The organism is Chitinophaga agri (assembly GCF_010093065.1).
Lineage (GTDB): Bacteria > Bacteroidota > Bacteroidia > Chitinophagales > Chitinophagaceae > Chitinophaga > Chitinophaga agri.
This window is the reverse complement of the sequence record NZ_CP048113.1, coordinates 6,957,816-6,978,938: the sequence shown is the minus strand read 5'-3', so window position 1 is coordinate 6,978,938 and position 21,123 is coordinate 6,957,816. Positions and strand designations below refer to the sequence as shown.

Here is a 21,123-nt window from a genome sequence, read left to right as displayed (position 1 = left end):
GATGCCATTGCATCCCCGCTGTTTTGTTTTATTCTTCCTCTACCAGTTTAATACCGGTCTGAGTGAAGACGATCTTTCGCTGTTTATACAAAGCACCTGTTGTCATCTTAAAGGTCTTTTTACTCATGCTGAAGAATTCATAGATCTCTTCGGGATCTGATTTATCGTGATAAGGCAGATACCCATCATTTTCTTTCAGCAGTCGCAGGATCTTATCAGCTTCACTTTCCACACGTTCATAACCAGGTTTACCAACGACAACGTCGATCTTATCCCCTTTAATGGATTTAACAAATCCTTTGAGTTTGTCGCCTATATCCAATGTACCGAATACTTCGCTGTAATGCAATACACCGGTATGCAGATTGTTGATGATAACAATGAAACCAATTTCCGAACGACGGTATATGATCATGTCAACAACATCCATTTCCTTTACAGTCAGGTTTTCGTTGCTCAGATAAGGGTCTATTTTCTCTGTAGCGGCTACCCTGTTTGTCAGTTCATCCAGGTAGATCTTTACGAGGTAATCCTGGCCAGGATGCATTTTGCTGATCTGTTTAGACGCAGGAACAAACAGGTCTTTCATCAGTCCCCAGTCGAGGAATGCGCCTTGTTCTGTCACCCCGGTAGCTTTCAGGTTCACAATATCACCCACTATGCCATAAGGCTCCTGGTTGGTAGCGGTCAGCCTGTTTTCAGAATCGTGGTAAATGAATACGCTGAGTTCATCTCCCTTTTGGGCGCCGGCAGGTACGAAACGTTTGGGCATCAGGATCTCCTGGTCTCCGCCATCAAGGAACAGGCCGTATTCGCTTTCCTTCTTTACCCGTAAAAGGTTGTATTCACCTACTTTATACATGTAATCACTTTATTTTGCCGCGAAGGTACTACTTTCCTTTATTTGATCGGATCATCGTGCCATAATCGTGTTTACGGGCCAGTCCGGTAATGGACTGAGCGATACGTTTCGCCTTGGTAGGTGCAGTTTTAGCACTCTCTATCCATTTGAGGAAATAGTTTTGATGACCTTTGGTCAGCGTGTTGAAGAACGCCAGGGCTTCCGGCTCATCCTGCAGGCATTCCATAAATTCCGGAGATGTCACGGGATCCGGGTTATCATCTTCCTGTAGCTGTACATTCAGCTGTGCACCTACCCTTTTAGCGATCCCTTTGCGGATGTCCGCATTCAATGGCAGGATAAAGGAACCATCTCCCATCGGCAACAGCGCCAGCGCTTCGATGGCATATTTATCGAGCTTTCCCTTTACGCGGAAAGTCTTTTTATTACCCGGCTTTAGCTCCTGTGCGATATCTTCAGGTATAACGATATATGTCCAACCAGTCTTTTTCCCCTGCTTCTCAAACTTCAATATGGTTGTGGTGTACTTAACCATCTTGCTTTTTTTTGCTAACTTACTTAATAGCTGTCAATTTAAAGAACTTAAGAAAAAGTACTATGCTTATTTGTGAAACAGCCCGACTGGACATTCGCCGGTTTACCATTGACGACGCACCTTTTGTATACCGTTTGCTCAATTCGCCTACCTGGCTTACCTATATTGGTGACAGGAACATCAGAGGGCTGCATGATGCCCGTAACTACATCATCAACGGACCACAGGCAAGTTATGACCAGTATGGGTTCGGACTATACCTGATTGCGCTGAAAGAAGATAAAACACCTATTGGCATGACGGGATTAATTAAGCGGGATGGGCTGGATGATGTGGATATCGGGTTTGCCTTTCTGCCTGACTATACCGGCAAAGGGTATGCGTATGAGGCAGCCAATGCAGTAAAGGAGTATGCCCTTACTACATTGAAATTACCCCGGGTAGCAGCGATCACCACCCAAAAGAATGTACACGCTATTGCGCTGTTGAACAAGATCGGCCTGCATCATGAGAGGATGATACAATTACCCGGCAGTCCAGCACAATTCATGTATTTTATCAACCAATAACTAATGCATCAGCTTATGGCTGAGCACCACGACTGAGCGCGCATCCACATTGATCTTCTGTTCCGCCTTATATTCTTCACTTCCAGTCTGGACCTGCATATCACAGGTATCAATGATCTTCGTCCAGGTATGTCCATACTTCTGTGCCGGAAGGCAAAATTCCAGTGGTTCATAATGGGCATTGAAGATGATATAAAAATTGTCATCCACTATCTGCTCACCTTGCGGGCCACTGGCGTGCAACCCTTTTCCGTTGAAGAATACCGCCATGGATTTGGCAAAGTCATGACTCCAGTGTTCATCGGACATCTCGGAACCGTCGGGAAGGAACCAGGCGATATCCTCCAGTCCTATGCCCTTAATGGGTTGGCCCTGGAACCATCTTCTGCGACAGAAGGCAGGATGTGCCTTCCTCAATGCGATCAGCTGGCGGGTGAATTGCATCAGGTCCTGATCTACATGCTCCCAGTGTACCCAGGACATTTCATTATCCTGGCAGTAACAGTTATTGTTTCCCTGTTGGGTGCGACCCTGCTCATCCCCTGCTACTATCATCGGCACGCCCTGGGACAATAATAAGGTTGCAAAGAAATTACGTTGCTGGCGACGTCTCAATGCCAGCACGACTTCATCATCAGTAGGGCCTTCCGCGCCACAGTTCCAGGAGCGGTTATGGTCTTCTCCGTCCCTGTTGTCATCGAGGTTCGCCTCATTATGTTTATCGTTGTAGGAAACCAGATCATGTAAGGTAAATCCGTCGTGTGCTGTTACGAAGTTGATACTAGCCGTCGGACTACGGTAGTCATTCTTATAGAGATCAGAGCTACCGGTAAATCGTTCGGCAAATTCACCTAACATGCTATCCGCTCCCCGCCAGTAGTCCCGGATACAGTCGCGGTACTTTCCGTTCCACTCCGCCCATCCGGGAGGAAATTTACCTACCTGATAGCCGCCCTCGCCAATGTCCCAGGGCTCCGCGATCAGCTTTACCTGGGAGATAACAGGGTCCTGATAGATGATATCGAAAAAGGCACTTAGGGTGTTGACTTCATGCAGTTCGCGGGCAAGTGTAGATGCGAGATCGAAGCGGAAGCCGTCTACATGCATGTCCTGTATCCAGTAGCGCAGACTGTCCATCATCAGTCGGAGTACATTGGGCAGATAAGCGTTCAGGGTATTACCGGTACCGGTATAATCCATGTAATAGCGTTTATCTTCCGTGAGTCGATAATAAGATGCATTGTCTATTCCCCGGAAAGATAAAGTAGGCCCCATGTGGTTGCCTTCACCAGTATGATTATACACCACATCCAGGATCACCTCGATCCCTGCCTTATGCAGCGTTTTCACCAGATGCTTGAATTCACTTACCTGTTCACCCAGCACACCACTGGCAGCATAGCGGGCATCCGGTGCAAAGAAGCCGATGGTATTATAGCCCCAGTAGTTGGTTAGTCCTCTGTCTACCAGGTGACGGTCAGCTACAAAATGGTGGACAGGCATGAGCTCCACTGCCGTGATACCCAGTTCCTTCAGATAGTTGATAGTCACCGGGTGTGCCATACCAGCATACGTTCCCCTGATCTCTTCGGGAATTTCAGGATGAAGTTTGGTGAACCCTTTGACATGCGTCTCGTAGATAATGCTTTCATTGTAGGCAATCCTGGGAGCGCGGTCTCCTTCCCAGTCGAATGACTGATCAATCACGACACATTTCGGAATGAAGGGCACACTATCCACATCGCTGAAACTCAGGTCTTCTTCGGGGTCTCCCATTTTATAGCTAAACAGGGCATCGCTCCAGTTGATCGTACCGGCGATTGCTTTGGCGTATGGATCTATTAATAATTTTTTTGCGTTGAAGCGGTGTCCGTTCTGAGGTTCATAAGGACCATGTACGCGGAAGCCATATAATTGTCCTGGTTTCAAATCGGGGATATAACAATGCCATACCTGGTGAGAGCGTTCCCTGATCTTGATCTTAGCCGCTTCTACTTCATCAGCAGTTGTGTTAAAGAGACAGAGTTCTACGCCGGTCGCATTATCTGCATACAGTGCGAAATTAACACCTTTGCCATCCCATGTGGCTCCGAGTGGATATGGGCTTCCAGGATATACTACAGTGTGGTTATTCATAATACGACGATTGGCCTCCCACTTTCCCTTCCCTCAATGAGGAAGGGAAAGCATGGAGTATGTTTATTTAATAATTACTTCAGACAGCAAGCTCATTGGATTCGAGGCTTGAGTTTTCTTCTTTTATTTTGTCCGCCGGAATGGTTTCGGCAAACGCCTGTTCCTCGTCCTGTAAGGGCGGCAGGTCAGTCGGCAGTGGTCCAAAGATCAGTGCCTGGTAAGGAGAAAGCGTAACTGTATCGTTTTCGATCTTGAAGGACAGCATATTATTTACCAGTGGTTCAGTACCAACATCAAGCACGAAAGGTAATTTATACAACACTTCTTCTTTTGAAAAGTTGAGAACGATCAGGAGTTTCTCTTCATCCAGTGTGCGGGTATAAGTGTATACCTGCGGATGATCGGCATCCAGCAGTTCGTATTGACCATATATCAATACCGGCTTATGTTTGCGTAACAGTACAAGTTGCCGGAAATACTGCAATACAGATCGTTCATCTTTATCCTGCTGAGCGGCATTGATGAATTTGTAATTCTCATTGATCTTGAGCCAGGGCTTGCCGGTAGTGAAACCGGCATTAGGCGATTCATCCCATTGGAACGGCGTACGTCCGTTATCTCTTCCTGTGATAGCGGCATCTCTCAGGAAATGCGCCAGATCACCACCTTTACTCTCGATATATTTATACATATTGATGGTCTCAATATCCCGGTAGTCCTCTATCTTTTCGAAGCGGATATTGGTCATTCCCAGTTCATCACCATAATAGAAAATAGGCGTCGCGCGCATGGTAAGCAGGAAAGTGATCAGCATTTTAGAAGAGATCTCCCGGTATTGTTCCTCATCACTTCCCCAGCGGGTAACCATACGTGGCTGATCATGATTACCGAGATATATTGTACCCCAGCCATCCTTTGCGAAGATCTCGTCCCATCCGGTATACAACTGTTTCAGCGCAGGAAGATCCAGTCCTTTCGGATCGAGTCTTTTATACCCTTCTTTAGCAAAGCCCAGCTGCACGCCCTCAAAATGATAAAGCATGTGCAGCTCTTTGCGGTCTTCCTTTACAAAATCGGGAGCTTCCTGCCGGGTAATACCTGATGCTTCTGCGAGCGTCGTGACATCAGGTCTGTCCAGCGTCTCGCGATGCATCTCCTGCAAATATTCATGGAGATGCGGACCATGTGCGTAGTAGCCGGCCCAGTCATCATGATATTTCTCTTTTACGAGTTGCTCCACATCGGGCCAGCTGGTATCTTTGGAGATGTAACAAATAGCATCCATTCTGAAGCCGTCAACACCTTTGTCAAACCAGAAATTCATGATCGCATAGATCGCTTTCCGTGTTTCCGGATTTTCCCAGTTGAGGTCCGGCATTTTTTCAGAGAAATAATGCAGGTAGTAGGAGTCTGTTGCTTTATTATATGTCCATGCGCTACCAGTAGCGTCGAAATGACTGTACCGGTAAGGAGGCTTACCTTTTTCGGCAGGCCACCAGTGATAATAATTATAATAAGGGTTATCTCTGGACTGCTTAGCCTCCTGGAACCAGGGATGCTCATCACTGGTATGGTTAACCACTATATCCATCATCAACCGGATCTTTCTGTCATGGAGACCTTTCAGCAATGCGTCAAAATCAGCCATTGTACCCACCTCCTTCATGATATCATAGAAATCGCTGATATCGTATCCATTGTCATCGTTGGGGGAAGTATATATTGGATTCAGCCATACCATGTCTATACCCAGGCTGCTGATATAGTCGAGTTTGGATATGATTCCCTGCAGGTCACCAATACCGTCTCCGTTACTGTCTTTAAAGCTCCATGGATATATCTGATAGATAATCGATTCTTTCCACCAGTTCTTGTCCCTGACTATATGATTTGACATAGATAGCTATACATTTCGGGTTAATGTCATTATTCCAAGCAAAAACCCTGCACTCTTCAATCTGCTGGGTATCAACCGGTAAAACGAACTTTTTCCCGGGCATACTGTAGAAATAGTGCCGCACAATTTCTACATTACCCGTTAACGGGACAGCGGCATGGCGGCACACATCACTGGCATATTATTTTCACTTCTCACGTTAAAAAATACTTTGGCAAATATTTATCCTTTTGCAGGGGCTGCTATACAGTCCGATAGTACATGTAAATTCAGCGTCTGGGCACCCTTCCGAAAGCAGGTCTCATTATCAATCATAGCACCGCAGCCGCAGATCCACCCTATGCAGCCAGATGATAAGGGTTACTGGCACACAAGTGTAGAAGGGCTCTCTTCAGGAACACAGTACAAATATGTCTTAGACGAGGAGGTCACATTACCTGACCCTGCATCCAGGTACCAGCCGGAAGGAGTGCATGGTCCATCAGCAGTGGTAGACAGCAATTTTGAGTGGACGGACGATAGCTGGACGGGGCTTGATATGTCCGAACTGATCATCTATGAATTACATACCGGTACTTTTTCCGGGACGCATAATTTCCAGGGTGTTATTGACAAGCTGGATCACCTGCGCTCGCTGGGTATTACGGCGATTGAGATCCTGCCGGTAGGACAATTTCCTGGCGACAGGAACTGGGGATATGACGGTGTTTATCCGTTTGCTGTACAAAACTCCTATGGAGGTGTTAATGGATTAAAGGCACTGGTCAACGCCGCACATCAACATGGCATTGCTGTGATCCTGGATGTGATATACAATCACCTGGGACCAGAAGGTAATTATTTCTCTCAATATGGTCCGTGGTTTACGGATAAGTATAAAACACCCTGGGGCCCGGCATTAAATTTTGACGATGCCTGGTGTGATGCTGTGCGTGCATACTTTATCCAAAATGCACTCATGTGGCTGGACGAATTCCATATCGACGGATTAAGGATGGATGCTGTGCATGCGATCTGGGATTGCGGCGCCAATCATTTTACAGCAGAACTGTCTGAGCTGGTGGACGCATTGCAGGCAACGTCGGGCCGTAAGAAATTCCTGATAGCTGAGATTGATCTGAATAGTCCAAGATATATTATGCCGCGGGAAAAAGGAGGCTATGGGATGCATGGTCAGTGGGTAGATGAATTTCATCACGCGCTGCATAGTCTGCTGACAGGAGAAGTGAATGGTTACTATGCAGATTTCGGCGGACTAACACCGCTGGCCAAATCCTTTCAGGACTCTTACGTTTTCACCGGCGCCTACTCTGATGTGCGTAAAAGGCATTTTGGTGCATCACCAGGAGATCTCCCCTATCATCAGTTTGTTGTATTTGCACAGAACCATGATCAGATCGGCAACAGGATGCTGGGAGACAGACTGACGACGCAGGTTTCCTTCGAGGCACAAAAGCTGGCAGCAGCAACTGTGCTATTATCACCACATATACCTTTACTATTTATGGGAGAGGAATATGGAGAGACAAAGCCTTTCCAGTTTTTCACCAGCCATAGTGATAAAGACCTGATTGCAGCGGTTACCAATGGACGCAGAGAAGAGTTTGCATCTTTTGCCTGGGAAGGAGAAGTACCCGAGCCACAGGAGATAACGACTTTTGATAATTCTACACTAAGCTGGGAGACACAGACGGAGACAGGTGCTGCATTGATAGAACTCTATCGTTTTCTGATCGCCTTTCGCAGAACAAGGCAAGCCATGCGAAATACCACCAGAGACAGTGTGAAAGTGCTGATCCCGCAGGCGGAAGAGCAACTATTACTTGTTGAGCGTTCCGGTGGTGATGACAGGCTGCTTATCTTATTCAACTTCAGTGATCATGTAGTACCCTATCAATACACGGGACCAGGCACATTACAGAAGAAGTTTGACTCTTCGGCAGCCATCTGGCATGGTCCGGGCACACTGGCACCAGACGAAGCTACTACCTCTTCTGCTATCTCTTTACAACCATTCTCAGCTATCGTATATGAAATCGTTTAATCCACCGTCCGCTACTTACCGTTTGCAGCTGCATGCGGGCTTTACTTTTAATGACCTGAAAGAGATACTGGACTACCTGCATCAATTGGGCATTTCAACGATCTATGCTGCGCCCATTTTCACGGCATCGCCCGGAAGTATGCATGGTTATGATGTAACAGAACCGCATCAGATCAATCCTGCTATTGGCACACTGGAGCAGTTACGGGAGATCAGAAAACTGTTGCAGGAAAAAGGCATGACCTGGTTGCAGGACATCGTACCGAATCATATGGCATTTCACATGAGCAATCACCGCTTATATGACGTCATGGAGCGGGGACCGTTATCTCCCTACTACGAATATTTTGATATAGACTGGCAGCATCCATCCCCTGAACTGGCTGGCCGGCTGATGACACCTTTCCTGGGAAAATCACTGGAAGCATGTATTGCTGATGGCGAAATTAAACTGGTGTATACAGAGAAAGGACTTGCCATCAGTTATTTTGAGCAGCTGTTTCCATTATCGATCGCCGCGTACGATGTATTGCAAACGATGTTGATTGACAGTGATGCGTTGCCGGTAAGCAGGTTGTTTAATGATCTATATCAGCAAGGTACCAAAGGGATCGCGCTGAAAGAATGGGACCAGGTGAAAAAGGAACTGTATGCAGCTGCGAATCGGCCCGTCCTGGAAGGCGTAGCGGCGAAGATCAGTGAAGACAAGGCATTATTATTACAGCTGATGCAGCAACAGTATTATTATCTGTGCAGCTGGCAGGAAGCTGACACGCAGATCAACTACCGCCGTTTCTTTACCGTTAATGAACTTATTACACTGCGGATGGAGTCGCCCGCTGTGTTTGATGAATACCATACCTTCCTGCATGGTTTGTACCGTGAGGGACTGATACAGGGATTGCGTATTGATCATATAGACGGACTACGTGATCCGGCGACCTATATACAGCGGCTAAGGATATTGTTTGGCAGCAATTGTTATCTCATTGCGGAAAAGATACTGGAGAGTGAGGAAAGTATCCCTTCCGACTGGGCATTACAGGGCACCAGTGGTTATGAGTTCCTTTCTTTTACGAATCACCTGCTGACCAATAAGGAGGGGGAAAACCAGCTGGCAGCCTGGTATCAGGAACTGGTACCTGAGAGCCCGGCCTATCAGGATATCGTCGATGAGAAGAAAAGGCTGATATTGGAACGATACATGGGGGGTGAATGGGAGAACCTGGTACGTTACTGTTACACGCTAAAACTGGCCGATGCGCGCACGGACCGGGAGCTTTTAAAAGAAGCTATCGGGCTGTTTGTTGTTTGCCTGCCGATATACCGCCTCTACCCGTCCCAATTCCCGCCTGACGACTATGCGCAGGAGATCATCCATACTACCTTCACCCGGATACGTGCCGTGAACCGGCAGGCGGAAGCGGCTATCGGCCTACTGGAAGCACTGTGGGAAGAGATCCCGGATCAGGAACGGGCACAGAACAGGCTGTTATTCCTGCAACGCCTGATGCAGTTTACCGGTCCTGTAACAGCGAAAGGCGTAGAGGATACGACCTTCTATGTGTACAATGCATTGCTTTCTCATAATGAGGTAGGTGATAGTCCGTCGATAGGCGACTTTTCTGTCAATACCTTCCATCAGCGTTTAGCGGCCCGTCAGCAGCATACACCGGCCTCACTGAATACAACAGCCACTCATGATACGAAACGCGGAGAAGATGGTCGTATACGCCTGAATATGCTGTCTCTCCTACCGGGGGTATGGAAGAAGCAGGTTGCGGCATGGAGGGAAACCTATTCAAGCAGTCTCACTGCCAATGACGTGTATTTCATTTATCAGTCCATTATCGCGGGATTTCCTCCGGATGGCCAGGTGACTGCTGCATTCACCGAACGTTTACAACAGTATATCATCAAAGCCCTGCGGGAAGCGAAAGTAAATACTACATGGGCCGCACCAGATGAGGCTTATGAAAACAATGCAACAGCACTCATCCAGCGCCTGCTGACAGACGATAGTTTCCTGTCTGCCACCCATGAGCTGGTTGGCACCATCAATCAACATGCATTCTCCGCCTCACTCTCCCAGGCGCTGATAAAAATCACTGCCCCGGGCATTCCTGACATCTACCAGGGATGTGAGCTCTGGGATTATAGCTATGTTGATCCTGATAACCGTCGTCCGGTAGACTACCCTCTCCGGAAACAGTGTCTCGATACCATCATCGCTAAAGAAAAAGAGCCTGGCTTTTTTGCCTATCTCGCTTCCAATCGTTCCACCGGGTTAGAGAAAATGTTCGTCACCTGGAAGGCATTAACCTTCCGCCGGTCCCACCCGGATATCTTCCTTGATGGTGATTACCTGCCCCTGCAAACCAATAATGACAGGATCATTGCCTATGCAAGAGTGCATCGCCAGGAATGGATTGTTGTAGTAATACCTCTTCCAGGAGATGTTCCTGCAGATGGGGCGGTATTGTTACCTGCGGGTGCTCCGGGGACGTGGAAGAATATCTTCACCGGGGAGACGGTGAATAGTGGCGGGCAATTGCTGGTCAATGATGTGTTTAAAATGTTCCCGCTGGGGCTGTTGAAAAGTGGGATTTGAAAAAAAATTTGTTGGTTTAAAAAAAGATTATACATTTGCACTCCCTGACACGGAAATCAAAGATGCCCAGATGGCGAAATTGGTAGACGCACTGTGTTCAGGTCGCAGCGCTCGCAAGGGTGTGCTGGTTCGAATCCAGTTCTGGGCACAAAAGCGGAAAGGTCGGAGAAGTCTCCGACCTTTTGCTTTTTATCGGCTTTTAGGTCCGCTCTAGGCCTCGCTATGGATCAAGTTGAAAACTTGGGGACCTTCTACCTCCCTATTCTATTTATCGTCCGAATCATCTTTTGGCTTCGTATCGACATGTGTACTGGCTCTTTCGATTACATGATAATAGTAGCTAAATGGTTTGTTGTATAAGATAATCTGCCTTTTTTCAAAACTAATATTCCTTTTACCCTGTCTTTGTAAAATAGGATTACCGCATTCCTTAATCAAATCATAATATACTTTGCTACGACCTCTATCTAATCTTTTAATCTGTTTAATCGAATGACTGTTAGCAGTCAATTCCTGAAATCCATTTTTCCAACACATTTCGTGAACTATAGTTGCATAATTCCAAAGTTCTACTCTGCCTACGGACATCCCAATTAACCTCCTAATGACAGATTCTGCAATAGTTCCACGGCTAACTCTTTGACCATTTCCAATAGCACCCATCGTTTTCTGAAATATCTCTTTTTGCTTTTTCAGTTCTTTCTCTAACGAATTTTTACGTACTCTAATTGCACCATCGTAATGCATTTCGTAACCAACAAATCCTATCCAGGGGAAACCTTCATTTTCAACGCTATCCCATTTGTATGGCCCTTTCGATTTTCCTTTCCAAAAAGGCTTTAATGACTTGCCAGCCATATATTTTTTTCCCTTTTTAGGTTCTCCAATCAAACATGAAGACACCTCATGCGGTGCCAGCTTTACTTCTTCTAATGTTTGCTTGTATAACTGCATACCCCTTTCGCATACATCCCTATCAGGATGCATAATTATCATATCGTCGCAGAACCTTATGTAAAACAAGTCCTTAAAATTATTAACCATTATATTGTCGGCAATATTTAATACTATATTTGCAATAAGACCGGAAAGTGCACCGCCTTGCGGGATACCGATTCTTTCTTCTATTACATCGTCATAAAATCCAAGCTGCTTTATTTCATTTTCAATCCAACCATATTCGCCTTGAGGGATATTGAATTCTTTCCAATAATCCAAATCGTCATTTCTAGGAAATACATCGTGATTAAAGCTATAGCAATCCAAATAGGAGACAAATATTTTCCTGCAAATGTCAAATTTTAAATGCATTTTTTCCCGCTGAGCTATTTCTAATAGTTTATCAAACTGCTCTAATATTAATTTGTGATTCACCGAATCATAAAATTTTTTCATATCACACTCTGCGACCCAAAGAGGCGTGTCGGTATGTTGTTTTTTGTATTCAATTATCTTCCTAATTGCGGTGTGATGATTAACTACCTGATGAGGTATCGCCCTAAATGCCAAAGAGCATTCATCAAAATATTTATCGAATAAACGAGTAAGGTAGTTATTTGCAAAACTCAATATTAGCCTATCTTTCAGATGAAATAATGACAATGGACGACAAGTATTTCTTTCATCACCTTTCAATTCATGAAGTCTCTTTTTATCTTTGGCCTTCGGATAAATCGTAGGCTTACTAACCGAATAATTTCCGGTGCGGATAGCTTGTTGTATATCCTTTACAAATTCATCTAACTTAACTATGAAAGTCTCTTTAGGCTCCTTCAAACGATAGTATTTCACTGTTTTAATGAGCGAATACAAATTCTTGTCGACGGTACTCAGCTTCTGTCTTGGTCCATTCTTTTTCATCTTGAGCCGAGATTTCTCCCCTAGCTTCTTCCATTTTCTCCTGGGAGGCAATATGGAATTTAAAAGGTTCAATAAATCCTTTTCATATTTTGATTGCAGATTCGCTTGCTGGGTGTGATAGTTATAATTTTCATTGCTGGTAAGAATGTGAAGTGTATGCTTCTTGTTACGCTGCTTAGCAAGTTTTGCCCTTACACGGCATATATAACTAATGATGTCGTAATCTTTAAATAATTCTTCAAATTGCTGCATTAGAAAAGATGGGGTTCCTGTGAAACAGAGTAATAGATTACTCGTCATACCATAATACTGACAAAAAGTCGTCACACTTTCTTTAAAGCCTATAGTCAAGAATGTAAAGCTTACCATTCTCTGTGCGAATGACCGTTAACAAGGCTGAAACTTACGACGTGCTATTGCTAGCAGCCGTCTTCGGAACCCCATTCTTCTTGGATTGATCTTTATAGCCCTTTAGCGCCGCGAAATGTAAAATTGTGCTAAAATGTATTTGGCCGGACAAGTTTTTATAGCAGTATTCAAGCATGTTTACACTGCCTATTTCGTCAAATCTGTGACCATCAAGCTTACAAAGCGACAAGTAGTATTTTCTACCTATATCATATGTAAAAGAATCTGCAATGGAAAAAGCAACTCTATACCACTCCTCATATGAAGCAGTAATACTTAAATTTCTATTCCTTAAATAGCGTATTATTGATTGAATTATTCTTCTGTTTGTTTGGCTATTTTTATTCAGGGGATTAAATAATACGTCCTTATTAGTTTTGAGGACAGCTCTTTCGCTCTTTTGTGTTGTTAATTTCCGTCTATTAATAAGCATTTCATTTTCATTAATCTCAAATGCCTGTATTGAATTCTTTAAACAAATATTAGGATCAAAAGATAAAAAGCATAACCTTGTGGTATCACTGCCACTTTCATCTAGTTGTATTTGATAAGTATCAAAAAAATAAGTTGAAATCTTTTGAAAAGAGCTTCTATGAATTTCATCTACTTTACTATTTTCAATATTGAAAGTATAAGAGAGTGCGATTAGCCCCTTTAATCCTTTCTGAGAGGGTGATTCCCAATATGTAAATACATACTTATCCGAATACAAGACATTTTTTGCTCTTAAAAACTCTTCCTCATTTAACTTATCTATGTCAATTACAATGATATTATTGTACTCCTTTAAGAATTCCCTTTTCCTTTTATCTTGAAATGTTGCACAAAATGTAACAGATGGTAACGTTTTTTTATGAATATTATATCCATCTATGTCTCCACCTTCCAAATGAATCCTTAATTTCTCGACTTGGTCACGATATTTGTCGCTTTTTATATCTGTAAGGATTTCAGAAATTGAAAGTTCTCTATCTATTGGACCCCATATTTTAGATTGAAATGACACCTTTCGTTCTAAAATACGTTGTAAATTCATAACGTTCTCCATGTATTGTTACAATGTTGTGAGGTTATCGACAAATAAATAAACCTGCATTCGAATTTTACAAAGATTACTTCCTTTATTTCGGGATTAGAGGCTCATAAACTAATTAATAATAAAACCATTCACAATTAAGCGAAAGTAAACAGCCTAATATTTCGGTCCATATCTGGTGAAAATAAGTGGCTTTCCAGTTTTCTCAATTCCCATATTAATTAATCATTTTTACCGTTAAGTAAATCTCCCTCTAATTTTACCACCTGCTTAAAATTATGTGACAGTAGCAATGTGCTTTCATCCTTTGTTATCTCTATACGATATTACCCTTCCTTAATAGAATTTTTATCGTTGGTCATTAATTTTTCCTCCTTAATTATTTCCTTTCCCATACAGCTACCTTTTCTGTAAACATTTCTTGTTTAAGCGCCCTCCAAATCCGTGCGGTTCCAACTGTAGGCCAGTCCACTTTGAGACTCAGCTTTTCTACTATATCGTTTTCAACCACGCTCTCATTTCCTCAGTATTATTAAAATCTGCGGTTGCATCTAGAATATCGATAGCCCCCTTTACAGTTTCTCAAAGCTTCCAGGGAGCAGAGAGAAAGTAGAGGCTCGGTTTATAGAGACCGTTCGATCTCATTATGACGATTTAGCTCGTATAGCTGATGATATTGCAGAAAACGGATTTAAGCAGGCTGCCATGATTTCCCCTCTCCTCTTTCTGTATCTGGCACCATTCTTTAAAAATTGACATTAATGACTATTTTAATATAGGAGCCATCGAAACTCCATTAGTTGATACTATAGGTTGCAGTAAGGCAAAAAAAATAACATTGTAAATAGCAAATGCCTATAAACGATTGACATACTGATCCGCAAAGAACAAAACAAATAGTGAGTTGTATGCTCTATACATAATTGCTAATCCCATAGATGCCTAGATCTATTCCCAAATATCTAATAAGAGACTTACTGCTTATTGAGGATGTCGAACGGCAAACGGAGAATAATATCCATATAAAAATTCAAATATATTATCAACAAGAATGAGATTACAACTATGGGTACGGTAACCCAACTACTCATAACTTACTAATAATCAGAACCAATTGGTTCGAGAATAATCCACTACTGGGCACAAAAAATGCGAAATCCGCTCTGATAGCGGATTTCGCATTTTTACCTATCTTACTCAGTTCCACAAATAATTCATACTCAATTCAAAACAGGTTCGATAAGCCGTGATAACAAATCAAGTTCACAAATTTGCACAGTTGATAAATGAATGTCAGATTAAATCACAACTTCTTCAATTTAAAATAGGATTAAACGCGCTTTCGTCACTCGACAATACGTGTTATCAATGATGTTGTCTCATCTTGGTTATGATCTCTATTTTAACTCCTTAAGGATTGTTTCCTGCAAAAGACCAATTTTAACTTTATAAGCCTCTTCGGATAAAAGTTCGAATTTCGACAAAGACGACATCCAACTATTAAGTTCAGTCGTCCGCATATTAATTGATATCAGTTTCTTCCCACGTAATTGGGATTCAATAAACATACTATCCCACAAATTATCACTTGATATCTCTATTCTCTGAAATATTTTTTCTCCATCCGATATTCGAGACATCAGACGATAACTAAATTTACTTGAATCATTTGACGCATGCCTCCTAATATTGTTACAGGTGCCTAATGCAAAAGAAAGATTCTCGTCAAGTTTATATATTAGCTTCTTCAAATACGTGGAGTCTTTTAATATTTTTGAATTTGAGATCAAATAAACGGTATCTATCTCATGTCTCACGTAATCTGCAAAATTATTCAAATATCTTATCTGTGATAAAATATCTTCGCTTTCAACCATTAATTTTCGCAAATAAAGTACAACTCCTAAGCTTGACTTAGCTAAAATGTAAGCATCGTAAATTTCTTTGGTACCATATACAGCGATTTTAGACGGATAAATTACAGACAATGTAGTATTGTTAGCCGAATTTACAAGGGAATCGTATGTTGCTGTTCTTTTGAACAATTCTAATGTAGATATAATATCAGACGATAATTCCATCAACGCATTTTTTTTTTTGCAGCTTAATTTCACTCCTATTTTGGACAGTAATAATGATAAATGGAGTAAATATTGCAATCGCGGCAAAAAACTTGAATATTAACTCCCATATATCTTTCACCTTAGTTGATAAACCTTGATTTCTAATGGATTTTCTTTTTACTTCGATCCATTCTTCATTTCGATATTCGTATTCCCTTTCAACATCAATCCAAGTATTTTTTTCCATAAATTAATAAGTTGATTATTATATTATATTTAAAATTTAAGTGTCCTGTTATACTACAACAGATACTCACTGATTTCATGTTCATCACTTATCGGGCCTTCTACGCAAAATATAAAGGATACTATCAATAGAAAATACCAAGTAGTTTGTATTTTATGATTGCAGACAAGATGCGGACGCTTGGATTACATATGTTAATTAGCCAGCCAGACTACCACAGTTTACGGAATTGGCATCTGTTGCTCAGAGGTTAAATGAAGTGTAGTAGAAAGTAATCGTAATTCCAAAGATCTTTGGAATTATACCGTATTGAATGGCTGCTATGAAACGTTTTCTTCACCTCATTGGATTTTATCCTCAATAATATTCAACTTAGTGAATTTTTAACTTGGCTTGCAGTAAGCATCAATCCTAATGCTTACTGCAAGCCAATTAAGATTACGGATCATGGATTTTTTTGGGTATGATTTATTGGATCCGCCTCGTGATACCAATGTGTTAAAAAATTCCGGTGAGTTTAACAACGTCATTCCATCTGACTTAAATCATTTCGGTTTAATGGATAAATGAAAAGATAATTGACATCGATAAGTCATTATTAAAAAGTTCTCCAGACGAGGAATATGCAGATACGAATATTATTAAGCCATGGAGGCATAAAATTATTGGAACCTTGGAACAATAAATATGAGACTAAGAAAAGGTAAGTATCCGGTAGACAGCACCTATGTAATGATTTTGGAGAGCGTTACTTTTGCTTCGTGATCCAGATATGAGGTAGGAGCTCTTTGATTCTGTTGATGGGATGGTCGTTAATGACCATTAAAACGTCCTTTAGCCAAAGGCTGGGATTAATGTTATGTAGTTTACAGGTTCCGATCAGGCTGTAGAGCATTGCAATTCGCTTTGCTGATTCATGGCTCCCGGCAAAGAGGTAATTCTTTCGGCCTATAACAGTCGCTCTTATAGATCTCTCAGCCGCGTTATTATCTGGATGTAGCTTTCCATCATACACGAAGGCACAGAGTTTATCCCAGCGTTTTATACTATAGGCAAGGGCTTTTCCTATCGGGCTTTGTGGAAGTACCTGCTTGTATTGGTCTTCCATCCAGCTTCCTAATTCCTTCAGTATAGGTAAGGAGTGCTTCTGTCTTGAAGCTGCTCGTTTTTCATTGTCGTGATTTAACGCCCGGCTATCGCGTTCAATCTGATAGACGAGCTGTAACTGTTCCAATACATATTCTGCTCTTTCCCGGTCGCTATAAATAGCGTCAGAAAAGTACCTTCTTGCATGAGCAAGACAGTGGATCAATGTTATATTATTGGTATCAACAATGCTATTATATGCGGAGTAAGCGTCTGTTTGCAGCGTACCATAAAAATCTTTCAGCATTTCTGCGGGTCCTTCCCGGCCACGCCCGGGTTGATAATCAAAGACAAGCAGCTTGTTAATACTATCCTGATAGAGCCAATAATACCCCCGATGAGTGCTCCCTTTCTTATCCTTGTCGAGCACTGGTACCGAGTCGAGTAGGCAAGGGCATTTCAGCCCAAGCCTCTCACAGCACCGTGCGTGATAGTCTCCCATCACACGGCGCTTCCAGATTAGCAATACAATTAATATGGGCGAATAAATGACCAGTGTTCAAATAATCGGGGATTGGTTTCGTAGACTCTTACAAGCCATCTATGCGCCCGTCCCTTTCCAAGCTTTCTATTTTCCATTATCCATCTTACCAATTTTAGATTTAGCCAGTACCACAATCCATGTGTTGTCCACTTTGAGTATACACAATAATACTGATACCATCCCCTGATTTTAGGGTTTAGTATCCTTGCGATGTTCAAAATCGTGCCTTGGAAACGTCTTCTTACTACCTCTCTCACTTTTTGCCTAACTGCTTTTTTAGACGAGTCACTCATACACGGAAAATACATAAGTTTCCAGCCATTCTTAGTTGGTCTGCCTAATGGTCGAAAAGTATAACCCAGAAAGTCAAATCTTACACTTCGATGTGCTTCAGTATGTATATGATTTTTGCAGTAAACTATACGCGTCTTTTCCTCATTCAGCATCAACCGACAATCTATCATCCTCCTGGTAATTGCACCTTTGATGAAATTTGCCTGTTTTTCTGTCGTACAGTGTATAATTGCATCGTCACAATACCGTTCAAAAGGCATGTTTGAGTGATTCTTTTCCATCCATTTATCAAATACAAAGTGAAGGAAGATGTTAGCTAGTAGCGGGCTTATTACTCCTCCCTGAGGAGTGCCCTTTTCCCCACGTCTAACTTCTCCGTTACACATAATTCCAGCCTTAAGCCATCGCTTAATATACATTAGAATCCATTTCTCTTTTGTATACCACTCGATTGCCTTCAACAACAGTTCGTGATCTATACTATCAAAAAACGCTCGAATATCAATATCAACCACCCAACTATAATAACCACACCGTGCAGTGGCTTTCTCCAAGGCCTGATGTGCATTCTTACCGGGACGATATCCATAACTATCCTCATGGAAGCTGCCTTCCACGATAGGTTCAAGATAATTTTTCACAACCTGTTGAGCTATGCGATCTGATATTGTAGGTATGCCAAGAATACGCACACCGCCAGATTTCTTTGGAATTTCAACGCTTTTCACAACTGGCGGGTAATAACATCCAGATGTCATTCTGTTCCAAATCCGGTATAGATTCTTTGACGCATCAATCGAAAAATCTTCTATACTTTCTCCGTCGATTCCACCACTTGCATTATTTTCCTTTACTTTCTTGTAAGCATCCAGTACCATTTTCTTGGTCACCGGATGTTGCTTTGTTTCATAATAATCAATCATCCATTTTACTGTTGTTGGTTTTATAAAACTAATCTGGCTAAGCCCTTCCCTCCACAGCCATTACAGCAGCTTCAATAGTACTACGACTTAGTCCGCCTCTGTACAGGATATTGGTATTTAACCTTGCGGTGTCTCCGCTTGAATTGTTCCCTTTGCACTCCTGTACAAATTCCCTTGTTCCATTAAATCGCCTGATTTAGTGTCCTGCTACCTATGTACCGCCTGTCATCTAGCCAACACCAGGTTACTGTCGCTAAACTTAATTTGTAGGTAAGAAACTGTTACCTGCTTTCGACAGAATAAGTGCGATATCGATACTTTACTATGGCAGTTCACTTTCGTTCAGCTCACTAAATCTTACCTGACAGATTAATTCTGCCTTTTCCCCTATCGCTCAACACCTTTTCCTTTCGTCCAAAGCATCATAGGGTGGTTTGTAAGGTATGCCTGTCATCCCTTACGGTGGGCCTGCCACCATCAATCTAACAGCATGTAACTTTTCATGTTACTTCAAGGCACACTGTCTCATCAGCCTGCAAATAGTCAGCGTTGAGTACTTCTGTTACCAGCGCTCTGTAAATAGGAGTAATTAACGCAGCTGTCTTAGCAAAACCATCACTCAGCGTTGAGTATGGTAGCTTTATACCATCTCTTTCCAGACGTTGTTGCTGGCGATGCACGGGGAGATGATCGCAGATCTTCTCAACAACCAGTTGAGCCAGTAAGCCTGGCCCCATCATCGATTTTGCAACTGGTAATGTTGGCAAAGGTCCAACAATAATTTTTGACGACGTCTCATCCGCAGATGGGAGAAGGTACTTGTTACGGATGTAACGGACTACATAAATTTCGGCGGGTTTGTATTCCAGCACTTCAGTTTCAGTGGTGCCAATATGTTTACTACCAGCTGGTATATGGTCTGGATCTATAATTACATCTTCTCTTCGTAAGTGAGATGGTATGGTATGACGGCTATCTCTCCCTTGAGTCGCATCTTGTTTTACAACTTTGACATAAGTCACCTTCTTTGCATCTAACACGTTGCAAACAACAGCAGATTGTTCTGTTGGAATATCGAGTGCCAGTTGATTCTTATCTGCGGGAATAAATCGCTCCTGGCGAACTCCGAAAATCATCTTCTTGAGCTGATTCAATTCATGCTGCAGCTGCTCAACCTTGTTGATGGCAGACTCATAGAGCTGTTTGTAATCATTATCTTTTGCTGACGTACTCATTGCAATTGCAATGTTATCAAATGGAAATCAATTATTTGTTAGCGCGATGTTAATGATCGGAAGATTGTCGAAAATACCGCCTGCGGTACTGGACTTTATCCATCTGAATGCCTTGCAGAATAAGCATCAATTGTGTAGAAGTAAGCGAGGGTTGTACCCCACCTGGTTTAGGAATCTCAAATGTTCCCTTCTCAAGCCGCTTGTAATAAATCGCAAATCCATCTTGCTGCCATTGAAGTAGCTTGATATGTGTAGCTCTGCGGTTAAAGAAAATATAGACATCCCCGGTTAAAGGATCCAAATGCATCTGTTGATTGACAATAGCCGCCAGTTTGTAAAAGCTACTACTTATCATGATTGGCTGAGTATACAGAAAATACCTGCATGAGGACGAGAGTGCCAGCATTTATTTACTGTTTAGTAGCTCTTTTAGCATGTCTGTGTTGACCGCCGAATGAAAAATTATCCTGTTACCTGATAAAGATACCACCTCCGCGAATGGAAGTGCAATATCTGGTATACTCGCCTTAGAAGGTGTCAGCTGAATGAAATGTTTTCGTCTGGGAACTTTTGCAGGAGTGGCAAACTGCTTCCTCCAGTTCTTGAGCATGGAGACCGTGATTCCATGATTATCACAAAACACTTGCATCTTTACGTTTGACTGGCTCCATTGCATCGCGATATTCTTCTTCTCCGATATTGTAAATGAACGTATCGTGGAATTATTGGTTGGTTGCATACAGGGCATATTTAAACAACGCAAACATAAACCC

The 21,123-nt window shown here is 42.5% G+C and carries 16 protein-coding genes and 1 tRNA gene; 4 read left to right on the top strand and 13 right to left on the bottom strand.

Features of this window, described 5'->3' with window-relative positions; all coding sequences use genetic code 11:
- Positions 1–28: 28 nt before the first annotated feature.
- Together GWR21_RS27945 and GWR21_RS27940 are read right to left on the bottom strand one after the other, a co-directional pair.
- Entirely contained in the window at positions 29–862 is an 834-nt protein-coding gene (locus GWR21_RS27945; protein WP_162334990.1) for a CvfB family protein, read from the bottom strand.
- Positions 863–890: 28 nt separating this feature from the next.
- The gene (locus tag GWR21_RS27940) at positions 891–1,397 is read right to left on the bottom strand and encodes a YdeI/OmpD-associated family protein (protein WP_162334989.1); all 507 of its coding nucleotides are present in this window, start codon (positions 1,395–1,397) and stop codon (positions 891–893) included.
- Positions 1,398–1,459: 62 nt separating this feature from the next.
- Between GWR21_RS27940 and GWR21_RS27935 the strand changes: the two genes are divergently transcribed.
- The gene (locus GWR21_RS27935; RefSeq protein WP_162334988.1) at positions 1,460–1,966 is read left to right on the top strand and encodes a GNAT family N-acetyltransferase; all 507 of its coding nucleotides are present in this window, start codon (positions 1,460–1,462) and stop codon (positions 1,964–1,966) included.
- Here GWR21_RS27935 and glgX read toward each other — a convergent pair whose 3' ends face one another.
- Both glgX and GWR21_RS27925 read right to left on the bottom strand, forming a co-directional pair.
- On the bottom strand, positions 1,967–4,102 hold the full coding sequence (gene glgX, locus GWR21_RS27930; RefSeq protein WP_162334987.1) for a glycogen debranching protein GlgX: 2,136 nt from the start codon (positions 4,100–4,102) through the stop codon (positions 1,967–1,969).
- A 79-nt stretch (positions 4,103–4,181) separates the two neighbouring features.
- A complete protein-coding gene (locus GWR21_RS27925) occupies positions 4,182–5,999 on the bottom strand; it encodes a glycoside hydrolase family 13 protein (protein ID WP_162334986.1) in 1,818 nt (605 codons plus the stop codon).
- A gap of 157 nt (positions 6,000–6,156) precedes the next feature.
- Here GWR21_RS27925 and treZ point away from each other — a divergent pair, with 157 nt between their 5' ends.
- The 3 genes from treZ to GWR21_RS27910 all read left to right on the top strand — a co-directional run bounded on the left by treZ (position 6,157) and on the right by GWR21_RS27910 (position 10,802).
- Positions 6,157–8,043, top strand: coding sequence for a malto-oligosyltrehalose trehalohydrolase (treZ, locus tag GWR21_RS27920; protein WP_238430051.1), 1,887 nt, complete (start codon positions 6,157–6,159; stop codon positions 8,041–8,043).
- Positions 8,030–10,654: a malto-oligosyltrehalose synthase gene (gene treY, locus GWR21_RS27915; RefSeq protein ID WP_162334984.1), complete on the top strand. Its 2,625-nt coding sequence runs from the start codon at positions 8,030–8,032 to the stop codon at positions 10,652–10,654. Before treZ ends, treY begins: the two co-directional genes overlap by 14 nt.
- A 64-nt stretch (positions 10,655–10,718) precedes the next feature.
- A tRNA-Leu gene (locus GWR21_RS27910) sits at positions 10,719–10,802 on the top strand.
- Positions 10,803–10,918: 116 nt separating this feature from the next.
- On the opposite strand, the gene GWR21_RS27905 is transcribed toward GWR21_RS27910, so the two are convergent.
- From GWR21_RS27905 to tnpA, 9 genes are all read right to left on the bottom strand, one after another.
- Positions 10,919–12,766, bottom strand: a complete 1,848-nt coding sequence (locus GWR21_RS27905; RefSeq protein WP_162334983.1) for a reverse transcriptase/maturase family protein — start codon at positions 12,764–12,766, stop codon at positions 10,919–10,921.
- A gap of 151 nt (positions 12,767–12,917) precedes the next feature.
- Positions 12,918–13,958: a BT4734/BF3469 family protein gene (locus GWR21_RS27900; protein ID WP_162334982.1), complete on the bottom strand. Its 1,041-nt coding sequence runs from the start codon at positions 13,956–13,958 to the stop codon at positions 12,918–12,920.
- Positions 13,959–15,355: 1,397 nt separating this feature from the next.
- Positions 15,356–16,039, bottom strand: coding sequence for a hypothetical protein (locus GWR21_RS27895; protein WP_162334981.1), 684 nt, complete (start codon positions 16,037–16,039; stop codon positions 15,356–15,358).
- Positions 16,023–16,268, bottom strand: coding sequence for a hypothetical protein (locus tag GWR21_RS27890; protein ID WP_162334980.1), 246 nt, complete (start codon positions 16,266–16,268; stop codon positions 16,023–16,025). Before GWR21_RS27890 ends, GWR21_RS27895 begins: the two co-directional genes overlap by 17 nt.
- 748 nt (positions 16,269–17,016) lie before the next feature.
- Positions 17,017–17,784 carry an IS66 family transposase gene (tnpC, locus tag GWR21_RS27885; protein WP_162334979.1) on the bottom strand — a complete coding sequence of 256 codons (768 nt, stop codon included), beginning with the start codon at positions 17,782–17,784 and terminating at the stop codon, positions 17,017–17,019.
- Positions 17,785–17,885: 101 nt separating this feature from the next.
- Positions 17,886–19,115 carry a group II intron reverse transcriptase/maturase gene (ltrA, locus tag GWR21_RS27880; RefSeq protein ID WP_162331612.1) on the bottom strand — a complete coding sequence of 410 codons (1,230 nt, stop codon included), beginning with the start codon at positions 19,113–19,115 and terminating at the stop codon, positions 17,886–17,888.
- Positions 19,116–19,615: 500 nt separating this feature from the next.
- Positions 19,616–20,350: an IS66 family transposase gene (locus GWR21_RS27875; RefSeq protein ID WP_162334978.1), complete on the bottom strand. Its 735-nt coding sequence runs from the start codon at positions 20,348–20,350 to the stop codon at positions 19,616–19,618.
- 49 nt (positions 20,351–20,399) lie between these two features.
- Complete coding sequence (gene tnpB / locus GWR21_RS27870) at positions 20,400–20,756, bottom strand: IS66 family insertion sequence element accessory protein TnpB (RefSeq protein ID WP_262888474.1); 357 nt, start codon at positions 20,754–20,756, stop codon at positions 20,400–20,402.
- Positions 20,757–21,089, bottom strand: coding sequence for an IS66 family insertion sequence element accessory protein TnpA (tnpA, locus tag GWR21_RS27865; protein ID WP_162334964.1), 333 nt, complete (start codon positions 21,087–21,089; stop codon positions 20,757–20,759). It abuts the gene before it with no gap.
- Positions 21,090–21,123: the final 34 nt, after the last annotated feature.